This window comes from Psychrobacter sp. APC 3426 (genome assembly GCF_030408035.1).
Lineage (GTDB): Bacteria > Pseudomonadota > Gammaproteobacteria > Pseudomonadales > Moraxellaceae > Psychrobacter.
In genome coordinates this window covers 182,690-205,352 of record NZ_JASDCF010000001.1, presented here as the reverse complement: position 1 = coordinate 205,352, position 22,663 = coordinate 182,690, and the positions used below count along the sequence as shown (strand labels likewise).

The 22,663-nt window shown below is 43.9% G+C and carries 18 protein-coding genes; 8 read left to right on the top strand and 10 right to left on the bottom strand.

From position 1 onward, the window contains the following. Window positions 1–111: 111 nt before the first annotated feature. Together QL919_RS00925 and QL919_RS00920 are read right to left on the bottom strand one after the other, a co-directional pair. Window positions 112–1,776 carry a CYTH and CHAD domain-containing protein gene (locus QL919_RS00925; RefSeq protein WP_290187726.1) on the bottom strand — a complete coding sequence of 555 codons (1,665 nt, stop codon included), beginning with the start codon at window positions 1,774–1,776 and terminating at the stop codon, window positions 112–114. Between the two features lie 198 nt (window positions 1,777–1,974). Further along, window positions 1,975–3,561: an isocitrate lyase gene (locus QL919_RS00920; protein WP_290187725.1), complete on the bottom strand. Its 1,587-nt coding sequence runs from the start codon at window positions 3,559–3,561 to the stop codon at window positions 1,975–1,977. 766 nt (window positions 3,562–4,327) lie between these two features. Here QL919_RS00920 and QL919_RS00915 point away from each other — a divergent pair. Together QL919_RS00915 and QL919_RS00910 are read left to right on the top strand one after the other, a co-directional pair. Beyond that, window positions 4,328–5,317, top strand: coding sequence for a LysR family transcriptional regulator (locus QL919_RS00915; RefSeq protein WP_290187724.1), 990 nt, complete (start codon window positions 4,328–4,330; stop codon window positions 5,315–5,317). Between the two features lie 427 nt (window positions 5,318–5,744). Next, the gene (locus tag QL919_RS00910) at window positions 5,745–7,133 is read left to right on the top strand and encodes an NAD-dependent succinate-semialdehyde dehydrogenase (protein ID WP_290187723.1); all 1,389 of its coding nucleotides are present in this window, start codon (window positions 5,745–5,747) and stop codon (window positions 7,131–7,133) included. 176 nt (window positions 7,134–7,309) lie between these two features. Here the strand turns inward: QL919_RS00910 and purN are convergent, their stop codons facing one another. After that, the gene (purN, locus tag QL919_RS00905) at window positions 7,310–7,996 is read right to left on the bottom strand and encodes a phosphoribosylglycinamide formyltransferase (protein ID WP_290187722.1); all 687 of its coding nucleotides are present in this window, start codon (window positions 7,994–7,996) and stop codon (window positions 7,310–7,312) included. After that, the gene (gene purM / locus QL919_RS00900) at window positions 7,996–9,057 is read right to left on the bottom strand and encodes a phosphoribosylformylglycinamidine cyclo-ligase (RefSeq protein WP_290187721.1); all 1,062 of its coding nucleotides are present in this window, start codon (window positions 9,055–9,057) and stop codon (window positions 7,996–7,998) included. Before purM ends, purN begins: the two co-directional genes overlap by 1 nt. A 338-nt stretch (window positions 9,058–9,395) precedes the next feature. On the opposite strand from purM, the gene QL919_RS00895 reads away from it, so the two are divergent. From QL919_RS00895 to QL919_RS00885, 3 genes are all read left to right on the top strand, one after another. After that, window positions 9,396–10,502, top strand: a complete 1,107-nt coding sequence (locus tag QL919_RS00895; protein WP_290187720.1) for an AI-2E family transporter — start codon at window positions 9,396–9,398, stop codon at window positions 10,500–10,502. A gap of 369 nt (window positions 10,503–10,871) precedes the next feature. Further along, window positions 10,872–11,675 (top strand): DnaA regulatory inactivator Hda, encoded by an 804-nt coding sequence (gene hda / locus QL919_RS00890; RefSeq protein WP_290187719.1) that lies wholly within the window; start codon window positions 10,872–10,874, stop codon window positions 11,673–11,675. Window positions 11,676–11,745: 70 nt separating this feature from the next. Further along, window positions 11,746–12,468, top strand: coding sequence for a DUF2057 family protein (locus tag QL919_RS00885; RefSeq protein WP_290187718.1), 723 nt, complete (start codon window positions 11,746–11,748; stop codon window positions 12,466–12,468). 112 nt (window positions 12,469–12,580) lie between these two features. Here the strand turns inward: QL919_RS00885 and QL919_RS00880 are convergent, their stop codons facing one another. Further along, window positions 12,581–13,060: a Dps family protein gene (locus QL919_RS00880; RefSeq protein ID WP_290187717.1), complete on the bottom strand. Its 480-nt coding sequence runs from the start codon at window positions 13,058–13,060 to the stop codon at window positions 12,581–12,583. Window positions 13,061–13,398: 338 nt separating this feature from the next. Continuing rightward, window positions 13,399–14,058: a YcxB family protein gene (locus QL919_RS00875; RefSeq protein WP_290187716.1), complete on the bottom strand. Its 660-nt coding sequence runs from the start codon at window positions 14,056–14,058 to the stop codon at window positions 13,399–13,401. Window positions 14,059–14,583: 525 nt separating this feature from the next. Between QL919_RS00875 and serS the strand changes: the two genes are divergently transcribed. The 3 genes from serS to QL919_RS00860 all read left to right on the top strand — a co-directional run bounded on the left by serS (window position 14,584) and on the right by QL919_RS00860 (window position 18,495). After that, on the top strand, window positions 14,584–15,870 hold the full coding sequence (gene serS / locus QL919_RS00870) for a serine--tRNA ligase (RefSeq protein ID WP_290187715.1): 1,287 nt from the start codon (window positions 14,584–14,586) through the stop codon (window positions 15,868–15,870). Window positions 15,871–16,121: 251 nt separating this feature from the next. Continuing rightward, window positions 16,122–18,119, top strand: coding sequence for a transketolase (gene tkt, locus QL919_RS00865; RefSeq protein WP_290187714.1), 1,998 nt, complete (start codon window positions 16,122–16,124; stop codon window positions 18,117–18,119). Between the two features lie 232 nt (window positions 18,120–18,351). Then, a complete protein-coding gene (locus tag QL919_RS00860) occupies window positions 18,352–18,495 on the top strand; it encodes a topoisomerase DNA-binding C4 zinc finger domain-containing protein (protein WP_290187967.1) in 144 nt (47 codons plus the stop codon). Between the two features lie 22 nt (window positions 18,496–18,517). Here the strand turns inward: QL919_RS00860 and QL919_RS00855 are convergent, their stop codons facing one another. From QL919_RS00855 to QL919_RS00840, 4 genes are all read right to left on the bottom strand, one after another. After that, entirely contained in the window at window positions 18,518–19,489 is a 972-nt protein-coding gene (locus QL919_RS00855) for a peptide ABC transporter ATP-binding protein (protein ID WP_290187713.1), read from the bottom strand. After that, window positions 19,486–20,562, bottom strand: coding sequence for an ABC transporter ATP-binding protein (locus QL919_RS00850; protein ID WP_290187712.1), 1,077 nt, complete (start codon window positions 20,560–20,562; stop codon window positions 19,486–19,488). The genes QL919_RS00855 and QL919_RS00850 overlap by 4 nt, the downstream gene beginning before the upstream one ends. Further along, the gene (locus QL919_RS00845) at window positions 20,562–21,473 is read right to left on the bottom strand and encodes an ABC transporter permease subunit (protein ID WP_290187711.1); all 912 of its coding nucleotides are present in this window, start codon (window positions 21,471–21,473) and stop codon (window positions 20,562–20,564) included. The genes QL919_RS00850 and QL919_RS00845 overlap by 1 nt, the downstream gene beginning before the upstream one ends. A gap of 144 nt (window positions 21,474–21,617) precedes the next feature. Next, entirely contained in the window at window positions 21,618–22,634 is a 1,017-nt protein-coding gene (locus QL919_RS00840; protein ID WP_068328608.1) for an ABC transporter permease subunit, read from the bottom strand. Window positions 22,635–22,663: the final 29 nt, after the last annotated feature.

Below are 22,663 nucleotides of genomic sequence, written 5' to 3'. Positions count from 1 at the left end.
TTGAGAATACGCCCTAGGAAGGTAACACTAAAAAAGACAGCTCACGTTGTATGAGCTGTTTTTTTTATACTCAGTATCTTAGTGTCTTTCATGATGTAGATATAGAGTTGATTAAAAAAGCACTGAGATGTCCTTCACTTTAGCCAGTCGCTTCTCAGCATGCTTTTGGTCTCGTATTAGCATGGCTGCAAACCAACCTGCACCATAGCATGCATTGGTATTTGTCAGAGACTTTAGTTGATAACGTTGTTGATATTGTGCATGGTTACGATATTGCGCTACAGCTTTTTTTGCCTTTAGCAAATGTTTGAGCATGCGTTTGGTTTTCTTTTTCGATTTTTTCTTGTCTAATAATGGCGCAGCAAACTCGCTACCATAATGCAAGATTTCCAATTGATGATGTAGTTCATGCAGTGCTTGCTCATGAATAGGGTCTTCCACATCTAAGCTTGCTAAATTCACACTGTCTGAGCCAATAGTCTGTGAATCATCATCTGCTGAATCAATACCTTTTATATTGTCGTTTGCTGACTTGGTGATATCCGAGCCTGAATGAGGGTTACTCTGTAGGTTATGTGCAGCGTTAGCAAACTTTGCATACTGATTAGAGAAGGTGTTTGCCAGTTTATCTATAACGCGTTTATCCGCTCGCGGTTCGATACTTGGGTCGCTCATAGTAAAGGCTATTAGCTCAAGCAAGGTCAGTTGAAAATCATTGGCACTGACAGCATCCTTTGGGGTGATTTTTAGAGCATCAATGTCTGCTGTCCAATCGACGATAGGTGCGCCATGCCTCTGTAAGTTGGGCTCTATATCTGATGCTACATAGCCAAGCTCGTGGTAGCCGTCAAGTAAGCGCGCTGTTTGGTTAAGTATCAGTAGCCATTCAGGATTGACCTCATCGGAGTAATCAGCAAACATCTGTAAGGCTGCTGTTAGGCGCGCAATGCCAATATACAGTTGCAGTATATGCTCATCCTCTTTACTACCAGCCACGATAGCACTGCTATTCGGTAATATCTGCAACAGACAATTATGCACGGCTGCCCGTATAAAGGCGGGCAGGCTGGTCTTTTTATTGATAGTCATTTGCTTTAGATCGGCGTTCACTGCTGGGCTATGCGTTTGCTCAGTAATGAGCAACCCACCGCGTTCAGCTTTGGTCACCGTAGACAGGCAGAGTTTATAGCGTTTGCACCATGTTTTGGCTGTGGCAAATAAAAAGTCTATATCGCCTGATATCAGCTCAAATTCAATCTCTTGAATCGCATCACGCTTGTCATCGTCGTTGCCATGGATAATATCACCATCATCGTATGCCATCTCAATCTGGTTATTAGCAGCTTCATCACTATCATCTATCAGTAGTCGAGTGGTGCGTTCTACGTCCGTGACATATAGCCGTGTAAGTTTTTTAGTCAGTTTTTTTAATTTAAAGTCTGCCAAAGCAGGAGCGATAGAGGTGTTTTTATAAATCGTTAAGTCAGGCATGAGCTCATTATTATCGAGCATGGCCTGTACCTGCTCATTGTCTAACACGGCATTGTGCTCTAGGCGTGCGGCAATACCGTCGCCGCCTGCCTTGATGGTTTGTACCCATGTATCGCCTTCTTTACGAATACGTAGGCCAATGCCCGCCTGTGCGAGCTGCTGGTCAGGGGTGTCATAATAATGGGCAGCCAGTTGTGTTACTTCAGAAGATTTGACTTTTGCTTGGCGCATCAAACCTTTTAGTCGCGACTCTGGTACCAAAAACTTTAGCTCAATCTCTTGCATAATGGCTCCCGATTATTTGAATACTATGTAAGTTATTATCTAGATGACTACCATCGTATGAAAGCTATCGCTGAATAACAAGTAAAACTTTATTTTTGCATGTCTTAAGATAGCGCATAAAAAAGCCGCCCTACATGCATGTAGAGCGGCTTTTCTTATAACCTTTACTTATAAAAGGTACTTATAAGTGGTCGGTGATTAGAACTGGTTCATCGTGTTCTTGCCGCCGCCAGCTTTAAGGGCGTTGTCACCAGAGAAAATCTCTTTGTGATCATCACCTAGGTCAGAACCTGCCATTGCTTGGTGCTTAACACAAGCGATGCCTTCACGGATTTCTTTACGTTGTACACCAGCTGCATAAGCAAGCATACCTTCTTCACCGAAGTAGCCTTTAGCCAATTCATGAACGCTAAGTGCAGTGGTGTGGTAAGTAGGTAGCGTGATTAAGTGATGGAATACACCTGCTTCACGTGACGCATCACGCTGGAAGTTCTTAGCCGCTTCGTCAGCTGCTGTATCAAGCTCAGTACCGTCGTAATCAGCACTCATCAAGTCATCTTTATTGTATGCAGAGATGTCTTTGCCTTCTTCTTCCCACTGAGCGATGATTTGCTTACGGAAGTTAAGCGTCCAGTTGAACGATGGGCTGTTGTTGTATACAAGCTTAGCTTTAGGCTGTTGCTCTTTAATACGATCAACCATCATTTTGATGTGTGCTACGTCTGGAGTCGGTGTTTCGATCCATAGTAGGTCAGCGCCGTTTTCTAGAGCAGTTACACAGTCAAGTACAACACGGTCGATGTTCGTTTCTTCACGGAATTGATATAGACCGTTTGGCAGACGAACTGGACGTACTAGTTTGCCGTTGTGCTTAAGCAAGCTGTCGTTTTCTTTTGCATCTTCAAGAGTCACTTCTTCCATTTCGATGAAGTCGATGTACTGAGAAGCAAGGTCGCCTGGCTCTTCTGATACTGGGATTTTTTGCGTTAGTGATGCGCCTTCAGAGTCAGTACGTGCAACGATAACACCGTCTTCAACACCCAATTCTAGGAATGCATAACGAATCGCGTTGATTTTTGCGATGTAATCTTCATGCGGTACCGTTACTTTACCAGCCTGGTGACCACACTGCTTAGCGTCAGAGACTTGGTTCTCAACTTGGATAGCACAAGCACCAGCTTCAATCATTTGCTTAGTTAGCAAGTAAGTCGCTTCTTCGTTACCGAAGCCAGCATCGATATCAGCAATGATTGGCACAACGTGTGAATCAAAGTTTTCGATTTTTTCTAGGATAGCTGAAGTGTCTTGACCTGCTTCTTCTGCAGCGTTTAGCTCACGGAAGTAGTCGTTTAATACTTTAGCATCAGCTTGACGTAAGAACGTGTAGATTTCTTCGATTAGCTTAGGTACTGACGTTTTTTCGTGCATAGATTGGTCAGGTAGAGGACCAAACTCAGAACGTAGGGCCGCAACCATCCAACCTGATAGGTAGATGTAAGTTTTAGACGTCGTACCGAAGTATTTTTTCTTAGCATACATTGTTTGTTGAGCAACAAAACCATGCCATGCACCTAAAGACTGCGTGTACTGAGACGTATCATTGTCATAGTCTTCCATATCTTGACGCATGATTTTTGCAGTATATTTTGCGATATCTAAACCAGTTTTGAAACGGTTTTGTGACATCATACGTGCCGCATCGGTTTCGCTGATATTCTGCCAGTTACCGTGCTTTTGCTTTAATTCACGTACTAAATCGATCGCTGATTTATATGCAGTTGACATCTATAGTCTCCTTGGTGGGGTGTAAAAAAACGAATGAACTGAGTGCTAAAGTAGTGACGATTGTTTATCACTAAAAATATAATTTTAAGCAGTACATTAACGGTATTGCCATCTCATAAAGCTTGGCGCAGTCGTTAGCCATCAGTTAAAGCCTTAGTTACCCTAAACAAACCTGTCCACTAATACAAGGGGATTGCTGAACTCGGTCGTTGAAAGATAGTTGGTGACATATGAAAGTTGGTTGCACTTATTCATATGTTTCTAAGGGGTTTAAGCGAATTAATAGACAGTGATGTCATAATTGGCGATAAGAGATGTTACAATAATATATGGGGTATTCGATATATTTATCCGTGGTTAGTAACGAATGCAGTATCGATAAATTGCCAGATAATAATTATTTGCTACCGATTTATATCATTAATATACGATATGATTGTGTCCGCTAGATGACTCAAAACAGCAGGCTACCTCACGGTGTATCGTCCGTGTCACAAACCATCTACGTGACTCACTATAACTGCCTTACCAAGATTTATCTAATTTATGATAGTTATCTTGGGTATTTTTTTAAGATATAGTCCATAGATAACAGTACCTTACGGTCGGTAAATTGAGTTATAATGCGTGTGTATCAGAGAAGAATAGATAAAAATAGCGATATGATGCTGTTATAACTCAACAATTTGTATAAGAGCACTAAAAAGAAAGCACTAAAAATGCCATGCTTACAAAGGCATTTATTCCAAGCCCAAGAGAACTATATATGAATTTGCAGCGGGTAGACTTGAATTTATTGGTACATTTAGATGTGTTGCTACGAGAGAAGAACGTCACTCGTGCAGCTGAGCAGCTTGGTATTACTCAGCCTGCGATGAGCAACATCTTGCGTCGTTTGCGTAAATTGTTTAATGATCCATTATTGGTACGCTCCTCTGAAGGTATGACACCAACCGAACGCGCCCTAGAGCTGCAGCCACGCATTCGCGAGATACTCGCTGACTTGACCCAAGTATTAGAGCCACGTACTGAGTTTCGCCCTTATAGCACGTCACGTGTTTTTCGGATTATGACCTCAGACTATGCAGAAGCGACCTTGGTACCCAAGTTAGTCAAAGCGCTGCGTTCAGAAGCACCCAATGTTATTTTGGACTTTTTGACTCCATCGGACGTCTCGTATCGAGACATGGAGCAGGGACGGGTTGATTTGGCGATTAACCGTTTCAACGAGATACCACAGAGCTTCCACCAAGTATTGGTTTGGCGTGATACTTTTAGTTGTTTGCTATCGTCAGAAAGCCCTTATGCCAATCGTTTCAATCTAAAAAACTATCTAAAAGCGCAGCATGTTTGGGTGTCCAAGACAGGAATGGGGGTAGGATTCGGCGTCAACCCAGAAAAGTCAGGTGGCTTGGGCTCCATTGATCAAGCGCTACAACGCTTGGGACAAAAGCGCCAAATCAGTGTCTTTACTCGTCATTATCAAATGCCAGCCATGCTCGCGGCTAACAAAGATTTGATTGCCACATTGCCAACGCGTGTGGCAAAAATGCAGGCCAATAACGACAGCATTAAAATGGAAGAGCCGCCGTTCTTTATTCCTGAGTTTGAGCTAACCATGGCATGGTCCCCATTATTACAACATCATCCAGCACACCGGTGGTTGCGCCAACTTATCATGCATGTGGCTCGTCAAATTGTCGATGACGAAGAAAACCCACCGCAAGAAATCCCTGTGATCAATCACTTATTTTAGGCAGTTTACAGCTCGACGGTCTCTTTATGGTGTCATTCATTATCGAAGCAAAATTATCAAACCAGCCTTAGGGCTGGTTTTTTTGTCTGATTTGATTGACATAACTTTCACAAAAGGATTTGTACAAGAGGTGGGTGTGCTTAATACCGCAGTCACACTCTTAACAACTTACGCACACTTCTTTATAACTTGTAAACCTACTCATCGAGCATTTTGTTATGATGAAAGAACATTAAGAAAAAAGACATATAAGACTGCTATTGTTAAGCTGCTCGATACTATTGGCTTAAGAGTTAATTAACTTTGATTTGATAATCTTAATTTAATAATAGTGATCGGATTTTAATAATAGACATAGCAATAATAAGTTCATTTAACTTTTAAATACGTTAAAGAAACTACACTAAAATAAATAAGGAAAATAATCATGGCAGATATTACCACTGTGAACCCAGCAACGGGTAAAGACATCAAAGGTTACAGCTATATGAGTAATGATGAAGTCAATACAATCATCGATGACTCTCATAAGGCTTATTCAGAATGGCGTTTGGTCAGCTCTGAAGAACGAGCTAAAGTCATCAACTCTATTGGCGACACGCTGATGAAGTATAAAGATGAGTTGGCTAAGTTGATGACCGAAGAGCGCGGTAAAACGCTTGAGGCCAGTTTAGGCGAAGTTGATTTATGTAAAGCCATTTGTGACTTTACGGCCAGTGAAGGTGTTGCTGCCCTTGCTGAAGATGAGCGTGATATCGAAGGTATCAAAAAAGGATTGGTCAGATATGACCCAATCGGTATTATCTACGGCATTCAGCCTTGGAATTTTCCAGCGTATCAGGTCTTCCGCTATACTATCGCCAACCTAATGGCAGGTAACAGTGTTTTACTTAAGCATGCGTCAAACGTTACAGGCTCAGGGTTGCTTATCGAAAAAATCATGCATGAGTCTGACTTACCAAATGATTTATTCCGTACGTTAATCATTAACCATGATCAATCTGAGCAAGTGATTGAAAACGATAAAGTACGTGGTGTAACTCTAACTGGTAGTGATGTAGCCGGTAGAGTAGTGGCACAGCAAGCAGCCAAAGTGCTCAAAAAGACTGTTATGGAGCTTGGCTCTAATGATGCGTTTATCGTACTAGAAGATGCAGATTTAGAGTTAGCGGCGACAACTTGTGCCCATGCTCGTCTGTATAACAATGGTGAGACGTGTATTGCTGCCAAGCGCTTTGTGGTTGTAGACAGCGTTTATGACAAGTTCCGTGATTTGGTTATTGAAAAGTTCAAAGGCTATACAATCGGTGATCCAATGGATGAATCTACTGATGTAGGCCCGATGTCAAGTAGCAAACAGCGTGATGAGCTGCACAAACAAGTACAAGAAAGTGTGAGCAAAGGCGCAACGATTACGCTCGGTGGTGAAGTGCCTGATATGCCTGGCTCTTTTTATCCGCCAACTATCTTGGAAAACATCAAACCAGAGCAGCCTGCTTATAAAGATGAGTTATTCGGTCCAGTCGCTTCTTTAATCCGTGCGAAGGATCAAGATGACGCATTCCGTATTGCTAATGATAGCCGTTATGGACTGGGTGGTGCTATCTTCTCCAAAGACGAGGACAAAGCCATTAGCCTGGCTCAAGAGCACTTCGATACTGGTATGGTCTATATCAACGGTTACGATTTGGTGAGTCCAGCATTACCGTTCGGTGGTGTCAAAGACTCAGGTTATGGTCGTGAGCATGGTGGCTTTGGTATCAAAGAATTTGTAAATATCAAAGCAGTTCATGTTGTCGGTCAAGCACCTGTCTAATTTTACGTTCTGTTATCAGTCTCACAAATACCCTGCTATTGAATAGCGGGGTATTTTTTTTGAGCATAAATAGCTTAAAACAGTCGATTGTCACATAAGAGACTGTCACATAAAAAAAGCAGAACAAGAATGACTTGTTCTGCTTTTTCTGTAAACGGATAAGTATTGTTTGACGTTTAGTTATTTAACCAAAGCTGTAAAGGTAGGGCGGGTAACATAGAAAAAGCCTCTGTACCCTGACTATTAAGGTTAATGACACCTTTGGCAATAAGCATAATAGTCCAAGGCAGCAGTTGATGCTCAAGCTTTTGCACGCGCGTTTGCAGGCTGTTAGTAGTATCTTTTTGATTGATTTCTAATAAAGCTTGGGTCAAAACAGCGCCCGCATCAAGCTCAGCCGTGACAACATGAATACTACAGCCATGATGACGTTCGCCTGCTTGTATGGCACGTTGATGGGTATCAAGGCCTTTATAAGCAGGTAATAAAGAAGGATGCAGGTTAATCATCGGTGCTGGTGCGTTATCGATAAAATCTGCACTGAGAACCCGCATAAATCCTGCTAATACAATCAAATCTGCTTGCCATTCTACCAATTGGGCGCTGGCATGAGTCTCAAAAGTTTTGATACCCATGCGTTTGCCACTGGCAACATGTGACAACACAGCGACTGGAATGGCGGCGTCTTGTGCGCGTGTGATGGCATAAGCATCCTCACGATTACTAATCACGCCGACTATCTCAATCGGTAGCGCACCTGCTTGCATGGCATTTATTAGAACTTGTAGATTGCTACCACTACCTGATACCAAAACGGCAATGCGTAATGGTTGGATAGTTTGGCTTGCATTGTCCATTAACATTAACGGTACACCACGGCATCCGCCTGGGCATCAGTGCTGCGCTTGACCATCTCACCCAGTTGCCAAGCTGTCTCGCCAGCATCGTTTAAAGTTTTGATGGCTGCCTCAGCTTTATCTTTTGGTACGACGATGACAAAACCAACGCCACAGTTAAAGGTGCGATACATCTCGCTTTGCTCAATATTACCTTGGGTTTGTAGCCATGTGAATAGCTCTGAGAACTGCCAGCTGTTGGTGTCAATGCTAGCAGCCAGATGGTCTGGTAATACACGCGGTAGGTTGTCGGTTAAGCCGCCACCAGTGATGTGTGACATAGCATGCAGGGCAGAGCTACCAAGCGTATCTTGCAAGGCTTTAATGGCTTTAACATAAATACGGGTAGGGGCCATCAGCGCATCTTGGATAGGTTGTCCATCTAGTTGCTCGTCGCTGCTAGTGACATCAATACCGCTGACTTCGATGACTTTACGTACCAATGAATAGCCGTTTGAATGCGCGCCGCTTGAGGCAAGGGCGATTAATACATCGCCTTCTGCGACATTTTCACCCGTGATGACTTCTGCTTCTTCAACCACACCCACACAGAATCCAGCTAGGTCATAATCATCATCTTGATACATGCCTGGCATCTCAGCTGTTTCACCGCCGATAAGGGCACAGTTTGACAGTTTACAGCCTTCACCAATACCAGTGACAACGGTCGCCGCCACATCAACATCAAGCTTGCCAGTTGCGTAATAGTCTAAGAAGAATAACGGCTCTGCACCGCACACTAATAAATCGTTAACACACATGGCGACCAAATCAATACCGATGGTGTCATGACGATTGAGCTGCAACGCCAATTTGAGCTTGGTACCAACACCATCAGTGCCAGAGACAAGTAGAGGAGAGGTGTAACCTGTTGGAATGCGGCATAATGCGCCAAACCCACCAAGCCCGCCCACAACTTCAGGACGAGTAGTGGCTTTTGCTACGGATTTGATCCGCTGAACCAGCGCGTCGCCTGCATCAATATCAACACCGGCATCTTTGTAGCTTAAAGAAGGCTTATCACTCATGGTTATCTCACAATTGGGGTTAAATAGTTCGAACGAATCGTCGAAATCGATAAATAGAATCAGAGAAGGAAGGTTTGAAAGTAGTGGGCACATTATACCCAAAAATAGCCCTTACTCGCAAAGCAACTTACCAATTATCAGCGAATATTCACCTTAAGCGGTAAATAAACCACTAAGAAACAAAAAATGACGGATTTTTTATCTGACTCTGCGATAATAGAACGCTAAATTTATGGTCAATAACTGTCTGCTGTTATGATGGTGTTGCTCAATTAAAAATAAGCACAGTTTAACCCTTACTATTATCTTCAATCAGCCCAGTCGTAGGATTACTCACCATGATGAACCGCTCAATAGATTCTTTTTTCCGGCGCTTATTTATCGTCGTGGGAATGGTAGTGGCTGTGTTTTTATTGTATTTGATGATGCCCGTTATCGTGCCTTTTGTCTTTGCTTTCGTATTGGCGTATTTATTCAATCCGTTGGTCAAACGGTTGTCAAAATATATCAGACGTTGGATAGCAATCATCATCGTTTATGCGACTATTACATTAGGCATGGTGCTACTGCTCTGGTGGTTAATACCGACTCTATGGCATCAGTTGCAAGCGGCTTGGGAATACCTACCGAAGGTATTAAATTGGTACAACGAAGTGGTGCGTGACTGGTTTACCAATAACAGCCGCATTCGTCTGCCAGAATTAGAAGCCAAAGGTTTCTCTGAAACCTTGGTCGAGTATATGCAGACGAACTATAAGTTTGAAGATGCCAGTACGATGATGAGTCAAATCATTGCGTCTAGTATGAACTTTATTAATAATGCTGGTTTGATTGTATTGGTGCCAATTTTGACCTTCTATTTCTTATTCAATTGGGATCAACGCTTGCAGACATGGAAGATGGCGATACCTGCACCTTATTGCCATAAGGTCGTTGAGATTGCACAAGAATGTGATCGTGCATTGATGGCATTTATCAAAGGTCAGTTATTGGTGATGGTTTTGCTAGGTGCCATTTATGCCGTGCAGTTACAGCTTATCGGGCTTGAGCTTGGGCTTATCATTGGTATGGTCGCAGGTATTGCCAGTTTTGTGCCTTATTTAGGCTTTGGTATCGGCTTTATTGCAGCGATTATCGCCTGCCTATTCCAGTTTGGCTTAAACTGGACATATCTGTCATTAATCGTCGGGGCGTTTTTGGTAGGGCAAGCGGCGGAAGGCTATATCTTGCAGCCATTACTGTTAGGGGATAAGATTGGGTTGTCACCGCTGTGGGTTATCTTTGCCGTATTAGCAGGTGCAAGCCTATTGGGTTTTGTGGGCATGCTCATAGCACTGCCTGTCTCCGCCGTACTGAATGTGTTATTCCACCATTTGTATGATTATTATCGTTCGACAGACCTTTATAAGGGTCGCAAGCAATTAACGTTATTTGATAAAAAATAGCGTTTAAAGTAGCTTCTACAGCTTTATGTTTTTACTTAAAGTCTTTGCTGATTAATACTATTCAAATTTTTTCTATTAGTACTGCTTTTATAATCTGCAAGTAAAAAAAGCTGGACAAAGTTTTATAGGTATCTAAATATGATGGTTGGCATCGTTCAGTGGTAAGATAAGCAAACGGTGATTGATAAGGCGTAATAGGTAAAAGACTTGTCAGTCATTTTGTAAATATGTTATATATAGGCGCAGTATTAACGGTATTGGCCGTTATTAGGTTGGCTTTGATAGCAGTCAATGTTGTCAAGGTCAGTTTAAAATATCAGTCGTTTAGCCTTTTTAGTGATTGTGCTACGCAAACCGAGTTGATGATTCATGGCAGAAGCACAGCTAAGTCTCAATCTGGACATTAAGCATGATGCAAGTCTCAGCGACTTCGCCGGTCCAGGTTGGATGTCGATTATTGATGCAGTACGGCAGTTACATGTCGGCCTGATTGGTCAGCTATACCTGTTTGGCAGCCCTGCTACTGGTAAGTCCCACCTACTATCCGCTATTTGTGAGTCGTTTATTGAGATGGACAAGACCGCAATATGTCTGTCACTTAATGAGCTAATACATACCGATGTCCACGTACTGTCTTCTTTAGAAAACTTCGACCTTATCGCTATCGATGATTTAGAGGTGCTCGAGCAAAGCAGCCAGTGGCAAGAAGCCTTATTTCACCTGATAAATCGCAGCCGTGAAGGTCAGCGTCAGCTGCTATTTGCGGCCAATAAGCCTGCTAGCGAGCTGCCATTTCAATTGAGAGATTTGTTGACTCGTCTGGCACAGTCTCCCTCCTTTAAAGTCCCTAATGGTCATGACTTAGCTGACCGCCAAGCATTACTGCAGTCTATCTTACGTCGCCGTGGTTGGCAGTTTGATGATCGCATCATTGACTACTTACTCAATGAGGGGCCACATCGTATTGGCGCGATGATGGAGGTGCTCAATTACATTCAACCAATGTTTTCTAACCTTGGTCGTAGTAATATATCTAAAGCAGTCATTACTGATGCCTTGCGTACTATTGATGAGCAGACTTTAGCGGCTGAACTGGCTGATATCGCACAAGAAACACAAGTCGATAGCGACGCGGCCGATCAGGACCAACATACGATGCCGCTCGACTTCTAGCATAAAGAAGCCGAATTTTTATCCAAAATGTTTTATTTTCTAAAACGCACTATTATTAATGGAACCCTTTATGAAATCGCATGCTTCTTTGCTAAAAAAACTGACTATCAGCTCGTTACTCATCGGTGCGGGTTCTATTTCTATGTTGTCGCAGGCAGCCGTCACGCTACTCGTTGATGATCACATCAAAGTAACGGCTATCAATGGGCAAGAAGTGCAGCAGAGCGCTTTTCAACCATTGACCAAAAAGTTCACCCTACAACCTGGGACCCATGCTTTTACCGCCAAATATGATCGTTTATATAACTTATCACGTGATGAGCACGATTATCTGCGTTCAGGCAACGTGAGCGTGACCGCAGAGTTGGCAGACAATCAAACGTATCGTCTGACTATGCCCAACCAACCTGAAGCGTATGACGCTGCTAAAGAATACGCCAAGCGTCCAACATTGGCTGTGCAGCAGAACAACACTGTGGTTGCAAGCCAACAAGGCATAGCCGGCAATCAAGGTGGGTTGTTCGCAGGTTTAGGTAAGGCCATCGGCGGCGTATTTAGCGGTGCAGGTGATGCCGAACTACAAAATCAGCGTGCCATTGCTGCCTTGGATCAGCCAACCACCCAACCTACTCAGAATAGTGTCAATACAGGTACAGCAGCGTCAACAACCTCTATCGTGACATCGTCAACGACGGCTAAGCAAACCAGCAATACCTTAGATAGCTTTATGCAGTTGTGGCTACAAGCAACCCCAGCCGAGCGTGAAAAAATCCGTCAGTGGATTCAAAAATAAGCCGCTTAAGAATTTATGACCTAAAAAAAAGCACCTAACTAGGTGCTTTTTTATTAACTGAGATTTATGGACATTAATTATTATCGTCTGTCTTTTTTAAGCTAAGAGTTTATTAGCCTAAGAAAGCATTGTACATCCAAATCAGTTTTTCTTGCTGTTGTACATACTCGTCTACTAAATCCGCAGTACCTTGGTCTTCAGCTTTTTCAGCCAATGCTGACACTTCACGCTGCTCTTCAATCAATGATTGCAGTCCAGTCACCACACCTTTCACACAAGCATTACCGTCTTTGACATTCTTGTCCTCAGAGATACTGGTGTGCTGTGCAAAATCACTATAAGCATGTAGCGGCGTGCCACCTAACGTTAAAATACGCTCAGCGATTTCATCAATCTCTACTTGTAGGTTGGTGTACAACTCTTCGAACTGTGGGTGTAGCGTAAAGAAATGCTCACCTTTTACATTCCAGTGGTAACCACGGACGTTGATATAAAACATGTGATAGCTTGATAGTAGGCTGTTGAGCTTGTTGATGACTTCGCTCATGTCTGCTTTTTCTAGACCGATTTGATTGGTTGCATTGTTACTCATAATATTATCCTTATAGTTTGAGTGTTTATATAAAAAATAAATATTTAAAGAAAGAAGTGTAGCAACTCATAAACTTCATGGCTATGCTTGTTAATATAATATAGCCATTACACCTTAAAAAGTTACAATCAAAACTAGAATGATATTGAGGCGATAGCGGCATTTATATTTGCAATTATATGAGAGCGTCTACACTTTCCCTGTTGATGCTTATTATAATAGCAAAACACTATAGATAAGTTAAGTTTAATAAATACAACATCATGATTGGTTTTTTAAAACCAGCAGAGTAGCCTCTCTGCCGTCTTGTAGACAAGCGACAAAGAGGACTGAATTGGCTATGCAGGTGGTTGCAGATTCTCTGGGTTCAAGCCTTTAACGGGAACCACTGCTTGTAGATGCTGACGGACAGTATCAATGGGGAATTTCTGCGCTTGCAAACGTTTCGGGACGATTTGGCTGCCTTGTTGACCTTTCATCTCAAACATCATGAAGATGTAGTCATCAGTTTCATCCCAGCTTTTGATGGCAGTCCAAGGGATGACAGCTTGCTGAGTGGTACCAGCACGCATTTGCATACCGCGCATTTGTGAGTTTTTCATGATGTCTGGCTGATTGGTTGGTAGTGCCATGACCAAACCATGTTTTTGTACACCCAATTTCATCTGACGCATCTCATCTGGCATTTCTTGGTCAGCCACTTGCTTTTCAAACTCTCTTTTAACATACCATCTAAAGCCAAGGGTACGAGCCAATAAGTAAATCACAACGGCGGCCAACATTAACCAAAAAATGATAGTGGAGTAGCCGGTGACAAAGACCAAACCTGCAATCGCCAATATCACAACCACTGCCATAATAACCCACTCTTTGGTCTTAAAGCTTGATAAACCAAAGGAGGGGCTGGCACTGGCAAAAAGTTCATACTGTGCTTGATGGAATTCAGCCTCGGTTAAATTTAAGGCAACAGGTTGGAGCGTGTAGGGGTACAGGGCCATAAAGGTTTCTCAAATACTTGTATGAAGAGCGTTGGGTTTAAATTGCCAAGAATCAGTAACAATGCTAATGAGCAACATCATGCTTGGCTAAAGGTAGAATAAAGGTATGCGCTTATCTTACCGAAAAGTGCTCCTAAATGAAACATATAAGCCCGCTTGTGCCCTTATTGTGGTGATATTTATGGTTATTTATTAACATAAGGGATGATTGCGAATATTGTTCAATACATAAGCATCTTTTACTTCAGGGTTATGGCGTCAACGCTTATGATAATAGTGGACAAATATGCTTCTTAAAGTAAGCGATGATTGACACGTATATGAGTAGAAATTAGCCAAAATCTAGCACATATACAGTCAAAACATGGTCAAATCTGCTGGGTCTTGGTATTATAGCGACTACTATTTATTCTCATAACAAAACCAGCTGCCATCAAGTTTGATTATCCCTCTCAGCTGTTCGATTCTTATATTAATAATATTATTTAAACCTTTTATTCACACTCAGCGTTACAGGCAACTATTATGATTGATCCGAAACTCTTACGCGGCGATTTAAGTGCTTTACAGCAGCAGTTGGCCACTCGTGGTTATGCGCTTGATATGGCGTTCTGGCAAACCATTGAAAATGAGCGTAAATCGCTGCAAGTCAAAACCGAAGAGTTGCAATCGCGCCGCAATGCGGGTGCGAAACAGGTAGGTGCACTCAAAAAATCGGGCGAAGATGCCAGTGAACTATTGGCTGAGATGCAAAGTGTCAGCGGTGAGATTAAGACCGCCGAAGACGAGCTGCGCACCCTACAAGAGCGTATCAATCAATCTGCCCTGCAAATCCCAAATATTCCAGCAGCAGATGTGCCAATGGGTACGTCAGAGGATGATAACGTCGAAGTACGCACATGGGGCACGCCGCGTGAGTTTGACTTTGAAATCAAAGATCATACTCATATCGGAGAGAAGCTTGGTATGCTCGACTTTGAAGCCGCAGCGAAGCTTACTGGCAGTCGCTTTAACGTTTTAAAGGGTCAGCTTGCACAGCTTCATCGCGCCTTGATTCAGTTTATGCTCAATACTCATACGATTAAGTACGGCTATCTTGAGACCTATGTGCCTTATATTGTCAATTCTGAAAGCTTAAAAGGCACAGGTCAGTTGCCTAAGTTTGAAGATGATTTGTTCAAACTCACCAATCATACCAATAACGAAGACACAGACTTTTATCTCATTCCAACAGCGGAAGTACCAATGACCAATTTGGTACGCGGCGAGCGTTTGGATAGCAAAGAGCTACCATTGAAGTTTACCGCGCATACGCCATGTTTTCGTAGTGAGGCAGGCTCGCACGGTCGTGATACTCGTGGTCTCATCCGTCAGCATCAGTTTGAAAAAGTCGAGATGGTTAATATCGCCGGCAGCGACCAGTCAGATGAGCTGCTTGAAGCGATGACTGGGCAGGCTGAATATATCTTGCAGCAGCTTAATCTGCCTTATCGCACGGTGTTACTGTGCACTGGTGATATGGGCTTTGCCGCACAAAAAACTTATGATATTGAAGTTTGGTTACCAAGCCAAGAAACCTATCGTGAAATCTCTAGCTGTTCAAATTGTGGTGATTTCCAAGCACGCCGTATGGGTACACGTGTCAAAGACGGTAAGCAGACGAGCCTAGCACATACGTTAAATGGTTCAGGTTTGGCAGTCGGACGCACCTTGCTTGCAGTGATGGAAAATCATCAAAATGCCGATGGTAGTATCACCATTCCAGAAGTATTGCGTCCGTTTATGGGCGGTGCTGAAACTATCTCAGCTTAAATGGTTATTTTGCTGTAATGGTTTACAGCGTATTACTACGGGTATTTTGATAAAATGGATATACGTTACTGTGAAATACGCACCGCTAAGCCATGCCATTTTTTGGCGTGACTTGCGTCAAATATGTTAATATTGCACTTTAATTTTATAGCCAACACGGTAAGGGCGCATTTTGCGTCCTTATTTTATTACCCTTTGAGTAAACTCTCCTCTTATCAGCCATACCCCTCATTTGAATATTAGGACACTCTATGCCAGCTCCAATTAGCGAACGTAAATTAGCCAATGCCATTCGTGTACTGTCGTTTGACGCGGTACAAAAAGCCAACTCTGGTCATCCAGGTGCTCCGATGGGCATGGCTGATATTGCTGAAGTTCTGTGGCGCAAGTTTTTGAAGCACAACCCAACCGATCCACAGTGGCACAACCGTGATCGCTTTGTTTTATCGAATGGCCATGGCTCAATGCTTATTTACTCATTGCTGCATTTATCTGGTTATGACGTCAGTGTGGATGACCTAAAAGGTTTCCGTCAATTGCATTCAAAAACCCCGGGTCATCCTGAGCTTGGCTATACACCAGGTGTTGAGACGACCACTGGTCCATTAGGACAGGGTATCGCCAATGCCGTTGGTTTTGCAATTGCAGAAAAAACTTTAGCGGCACAGTTCAATCGTGACGGCCATAACATCGTTGACCATAACACCTATGCGTTCTTAGGCGATGGTTGTCTGATGGAAGGTATCAGTCATGAAGTTTGCTCACTGGCTGGCACGTTAGGTCTTGGCAAGCTGGTCTTCTTCTATGATGACAATGGCATCTCTATCGATGGTAATGTCGAAGGCTGGTTCACTGATGATACGCAAGCACGTTTTGAGTCTTATGGCTGGCAAGTTATCAAAGTCGATGGTCATGATACCGATGCGATTACGCAAGCCACTGAGCAGGCGATTGCTGAGACCACTAAGCCAAGCTTGATCATTTGTAAAACTATCATCGGTGTCGGTAGTCCAAATAAGCAAGGTTTAGCAGCCAGCCATGGTGCACCACTTGGTGATGATGAAATCGCCTTGACTCGTGATGCGTTATCTTGGAAGCATGCACCGTTTGAATTAGATGACGAAATCTATGAAGCGTGGGATGCTAAAGCCAAAGGCGATGTACAACAAAAGAACTGGGAAGCGGACTTTGAAGCGTATAAAAAAGCCTATCCAGAATTGGCAAGTGAGCTATTACGTCGCTTAAATGGTGAGTTACCAGCGGACTTTGACAAGCAAGCGCAGGATTATATCCAGCAAACCCAAGAGCAGGGCGGTGATGTTGCCAGTCGTAAAGCCAGTCAAAACGCGATTAATACGCTACAGCCATTATTACCTGAATTATTAGGCGGTTCAGCGGATCTAGCTGGTTCAAACCTAACGCTATTTAAAGGTGCTAAAGGCATCGAAACTGACGCTGATGGCAACTATATCTACTATGGTGTGCGCGAGTTCGGTATGACCGCGATTGCCAATGGTATCGCATTGCATGGCGGCTTTATCCCTTACGTGGCGACCTTCCTGATGTTCATGGAATACGCGCGTAATGCCGTGCGTATGGGTGCATTGATGAAGCAACGTATCATCCATGTCTACACGCATGATTCTATCGGTCTGGGTGAAGATGGCCCAACGCATCAGCCAGTTGAGCAATTGACTAGCCTACGCACGACACCAAATCTACGTACATGGCGTCCTTGTGATGCGACCGAATCTGCTACGGCTTGGGTAGAAGCGATTAAGTCAGAAAACAATCCATCTGCACTTATCTTTAGCCGTCAAAGCTTACCGCATCAAGCACGTGACAGCGAGCAAGTCGCTAATATTATTAAAGGTGGTTATGTCCTAGCGAAGGAACAAGGCGAGCTAAAAGCAATCATCATCGCCACAGGTTCAGAAGTTGGTCTAGCGATGGAAGCATACGAAACGTTGAGCGCAAACGGTGTTGGCGTACGTGTGGTGTCTATGCCATGTGCAGAGATTTTCGTTGAGCAAGACGCTAGCTATCGTGAAGCGGTATTGCCTGCCAATATCCGCGCCCGCGTAGCAGTTGAAGCCGCCCATGTAGACTACTGGTATAAGTTCGTTGGCCTCGATGGTAAAGTCATCGGCATGACCACTTATGGCGAATCTGCCCCTGCTGAGGACTTGTATAAAGAGTTTGGTATCACTACAGAAGCAGTAGTTGATGCGGTGAATAGTTTGGTTTAATTAACCAAAGCTTAAACTTAGTTTTTGAGTTTATAAAAGAGTTGCTGGAGTAATCTGGCAGCTCTTTTTTTATGGTTCGTTTTTGGAGCTGATACCTGCTTTTCGCTATTATCTGCTTCGTCAATGGCGTGCGGGCTATCATGTCTAGATGCGTTCCATCATCCGAGCGACCACATCTAGCCACGGTCCGCAACGCCATTGTCATCAGCAGGATAACCGCTACAATCAGTAGATTGTTGGGTTCCCTTCGTCCGCTTGCCCAAGATGTCAGGGGGCAATGATCAAACGTGTTGCAAAAAAAGGCCAGCACCAAGGGAAAGACTTTTTTGGTTGTAGTCAGTTTCCTAAATGTCGCGGTGTGGTCAATGTTAATTAACTGGGATTAACCAATAGCTACTTTACCCATAAATTTCTTCCAACCGTAAACAAGAGACCAATCGACCTTCCCACTCTCGCAGCTCAGGCTCTATTTCACTACATTTAGGCTTGGCGTAAGGACAGCGTTTATGCAGTGCGCAGCCACTTGGTGGGTTAAGTGGACTTGGCAGCTCCCCATGTAAGGTTAAGTCATTTTTATGGCCAGTTACAGTCGGTGCCGCTGCTAATAAAGCAATGGTGTAAGGATGTTTTGGGGCATTATAAATAGCCTCTTTAGGCCCGTGTTCGACCGCCTGACCTAAGTACATCACCATTACATCATCAGCGACATGGCGTACCACTGATAAGTTATGAGAGATAAAGACGTAAGCGGTATGGTATTCGTCCTGTAAATCCATGAATAAATTCAATACTTGCGCTTGAATCGAGACATCGAGCGCGGAGGTAGGTTCGTCAGCGACCACAATCTTTGGGTTGAGCATCATAGCGCGGGCGAGAGCAATCCGTTGACGCTGTCCACCTGAAAACATATGCGGATAACGGCCAGCATGTTCAGGACGTAGACCAACATGTCTCATCATCTCATTAATTTTGCTACGCTTTTCTTCTTTTGATAGCTTGGTATGAATGTCTAACGGTTCAGTCAATTGATAACCAATAGTATGACGCGGGTTAAGGCTACCATAAGGGTTTTGGAATACCATCTGAATCTCGGTACGCAAATCTTTTAATGCTTTTCGGCTATAGCCAGTTGTCGCCTCATCGTTGATAAATAATTCACCGTCAGTAGGCTGTTCAATGAGCGTTAGCTGGCGAGCGAGAGTCGATTTACCGCAGCCTGATTCACCAACGACCGCAAGCGTCTTGCCAGCTTCAAGCTCAAACGAGATACCGTTTAAGGCTTTAACATAAGCTTTAGGCTTGCCCAGACCTTGCGATACTGGGTAATGCTTGTGTAGGTTGACCGCTTTTAAGACCACTTTATTACTCATAACTGGGACTCCAAAGTAGCAGCGTTAGCGATAGAAGTGCGAGAAGGTAAGTTTGGCAGGTCTGAGTGAATACAGCGTACGTTGCCAGTAGGCGTCTCTAAAATGGGCGGTGGTACTTCACAAGCTGGCTCTTTATACGGACAACGCGGAGACAATAAGCAACCGCTTGGGCGATCATATTGACTGGGTACGACACCCGGCAAGCTATTGAGCCTATCTTGACCGATAGCCAGCTCGGGGATGGCTTGTAGCAATGCTTCGGTATAAGGGTGAGCAGGGGTTTGAAAAATCTCTGGCACGGTACTGGTTTCAACCACTTGGCCGGCATACATGACGACGACATCGCGTGAGTTTTGCGCGACTAAACCTAAATCATGGGTGATAAGCACCATTGCCATTTGTTTTTCGCGTTGTAGTCGGCTGAGTAAGTCCATGATTTGCGCTTGCACCGTGACATCAAGAGCGGTGGTTGGTTCATCAGCGATAAGCAGTTTTGGCTCGCAAGCAATCGCCATCGCAATCATAACTCGCTGGCTCATACCGCCTGATAGCTGATGCGGATAGACCTTAAGTCGGTTTTTGGCGTCAGGCATCTCAACCAATTCAAGCAGCTCTAAGATATGTGTCTGGACCGCTGAACCCCGTAAGCCAAGATGTTTGCGCAGTACTTCACCCAATTGCATCTCAACCGTAAAGCTTGGATTTAGACAAGACATCGCATTTTGAAAAATCATCGAGATATCTTTACCAATAATGCCGCGTTTTTCTTTGGCTGACATACTAAGCATGTCTTTATTATCAAACATCACCCGCTTAGCCCGAACCGTCGCAGAGGGCGGCAACAGTCCCATTAGGGCCATCATAGTGACGGACTTTCCTGAGCCAGATTCACCGACTACTGCCACCACTTCGCTTTGCCTAATCGTTAACGACACGTCATCTACCGCGCGAAAAGCACGCGCCCCTTCACCAAAGGTTACCGAGAGATTTTTGATATCCAGTAGTAATGGGGTATTTTCTGTCGAAGAACCTGCTGAATTTACTACAGAAGCATTATTTAAAATTTCAGTCATTAGGTTACCTGCTTCAATTTGGGATCTAGCGCATCGCGTAGGCCATCACCAGTTAAGTTAATTGACAAAGCAGCTAAGAAAATAGCGACACCCGGCCAAATAGCTAGCCAAACATTACTTTGAATATATTGACGCGCTGTACCTAACATCGCACCCCATTCAGCATCTGGCGGTTGTACACCGAAGCCTAGGAAACCAATCGCACCTGCTTCTAAAATGGCAGAGGAGAAAATCATCGTCGCTTGTACGATAAGCGGGGCCATACAATTGGGTAAAATGGTCACGAACAATAAGCGGAACACGCCAGCGCCCATTACTTGTGAGGCAACAAAATACTCACGTTGTAGCTCTACCATCGCGGTAGCACGTGTCAGGCGAATAAAAGGTGGTGTGCAGACCAAGGCAATCGTAATAATAGTGTTGGTCATAGAAGGGCCTAAGATAGCCGCAATAATGATAGCCAACAGCAAGCTAGGATAGGACATCAAAATATCATTGACCAGCATCACTGCTTTACCCCAAACCTTTGGCCAAAACGCGGCGCTAAGTCCTAATGAAACACCGACCAACATAGCGAGGGTAGTGGCACTTAGACCAATAAACAATGAGTAACGCGCGCCATACATCACCCGAGATAAAGTATCTCGACCTGCATCATCAGTACCAAGCCAAAACATCGCATTGCCACCGTCCAAGAAAGCGGGTGGGAGCTGCTCTTGGCCGGTGAATAGCTCATAAGGATCGTGAGGCGCAATAGCGGGCGCAAGTATGGCGATAATGACCATCAACGCCAGTACAATAAAGCCAAGCACGGCGCCTTTATTTCGGCAGAACGTCGATAGAAATAGCTGCCAAGACGAGGGCGGTGTGGCTGCCAGATTGATATCAGAAGGGAGAACAGAAGGCTTCATGAGCAATTCCTGTAGTGGCTAGCGCTTTGAACATGTTTAGAGTCTCATTTCTAAGAAAGTATTGATAATTTGCTAAAAAATTACTCAAAACCATGAAAGCGCTAATCGTCACTATTTGTAATATGATTATTTATCAATGTTAAATTAAGAAGTATGTCGAATACGCGGATTGATAAGACCATACAAAATATCGATAAATAAACTAACCAAAATCAAGGCAGTGGCTACCAGTAAAATACCGTTTTGCACAATAGGATAATCACGAGTAAAAAACCCATCGAGTAGCCAATTACCAACGCCTGGCCAACTAAAGATAGTCTCAGTGATAATAGCGCCAGCAAGCAAGGTCGCCATCTGCAAACCAACAACAGTGACTACTGTGATTAAAGCATTGCGCATAACGTGTACTAATATCACTCGGCGCGGCGATAAGCCTTTGGCTCGTGCCGTACGCACATAGTCCTCGTCTAACACCTCAAGCATTGCAGAGCGTGTCATCCGAGCTATCATCGCTAATGGAATAGTCGATAAGGCAATAGAAGGTAAGATAAAGTGCTTTACCACATCCCAAAATGCGCCAGGTTCTCCTGACGTCAGAGAACCCAATAACCACGAGCCGTATAAGGGCTTAACATCTAAAAATTGCGCGACAGATATCACTCCAGCGACTGGTAACAGGCCTAAATAGTGGGCGAATATACCGGTTAGGATAGGTCCCAATAGATATATGGGCATAGAGTATCCTGCCAGCGCCCCTGACATTAAGGTGTAATCAATCCAAGTACCACGTCGCAGCGCAGCAAAGATACCTAAGCTAACACCAATGACACTGGCAATGACAATGGCGCATACCGCCAGCTCTAAGGTTGGTACAAAATGGGCAAAGAAGTCTTGTAATACTGGAGTACGTGTACGAAAAGACTGACCAAAATCACCGGTCAAGATACCAGTCAAATAATCCCAATATTGGACGATGAGTGGTTTGTCTAAGCCAAGTCTTTCTAGTGCACGGGCATGTAGCTCTGGATCGACCATACGCTCACCCATCATAATCTCGACGGCATCTCCAGGTACGAGACGAATTAGGGTAAAGGTCGATAGCGTTAGGCCAAGATAGACGGGAATTAGAATAGCAATTCGACGCAGAATATACAGTAGCATGGGCTGCTCAATAGTTGAGGGTCAATAGT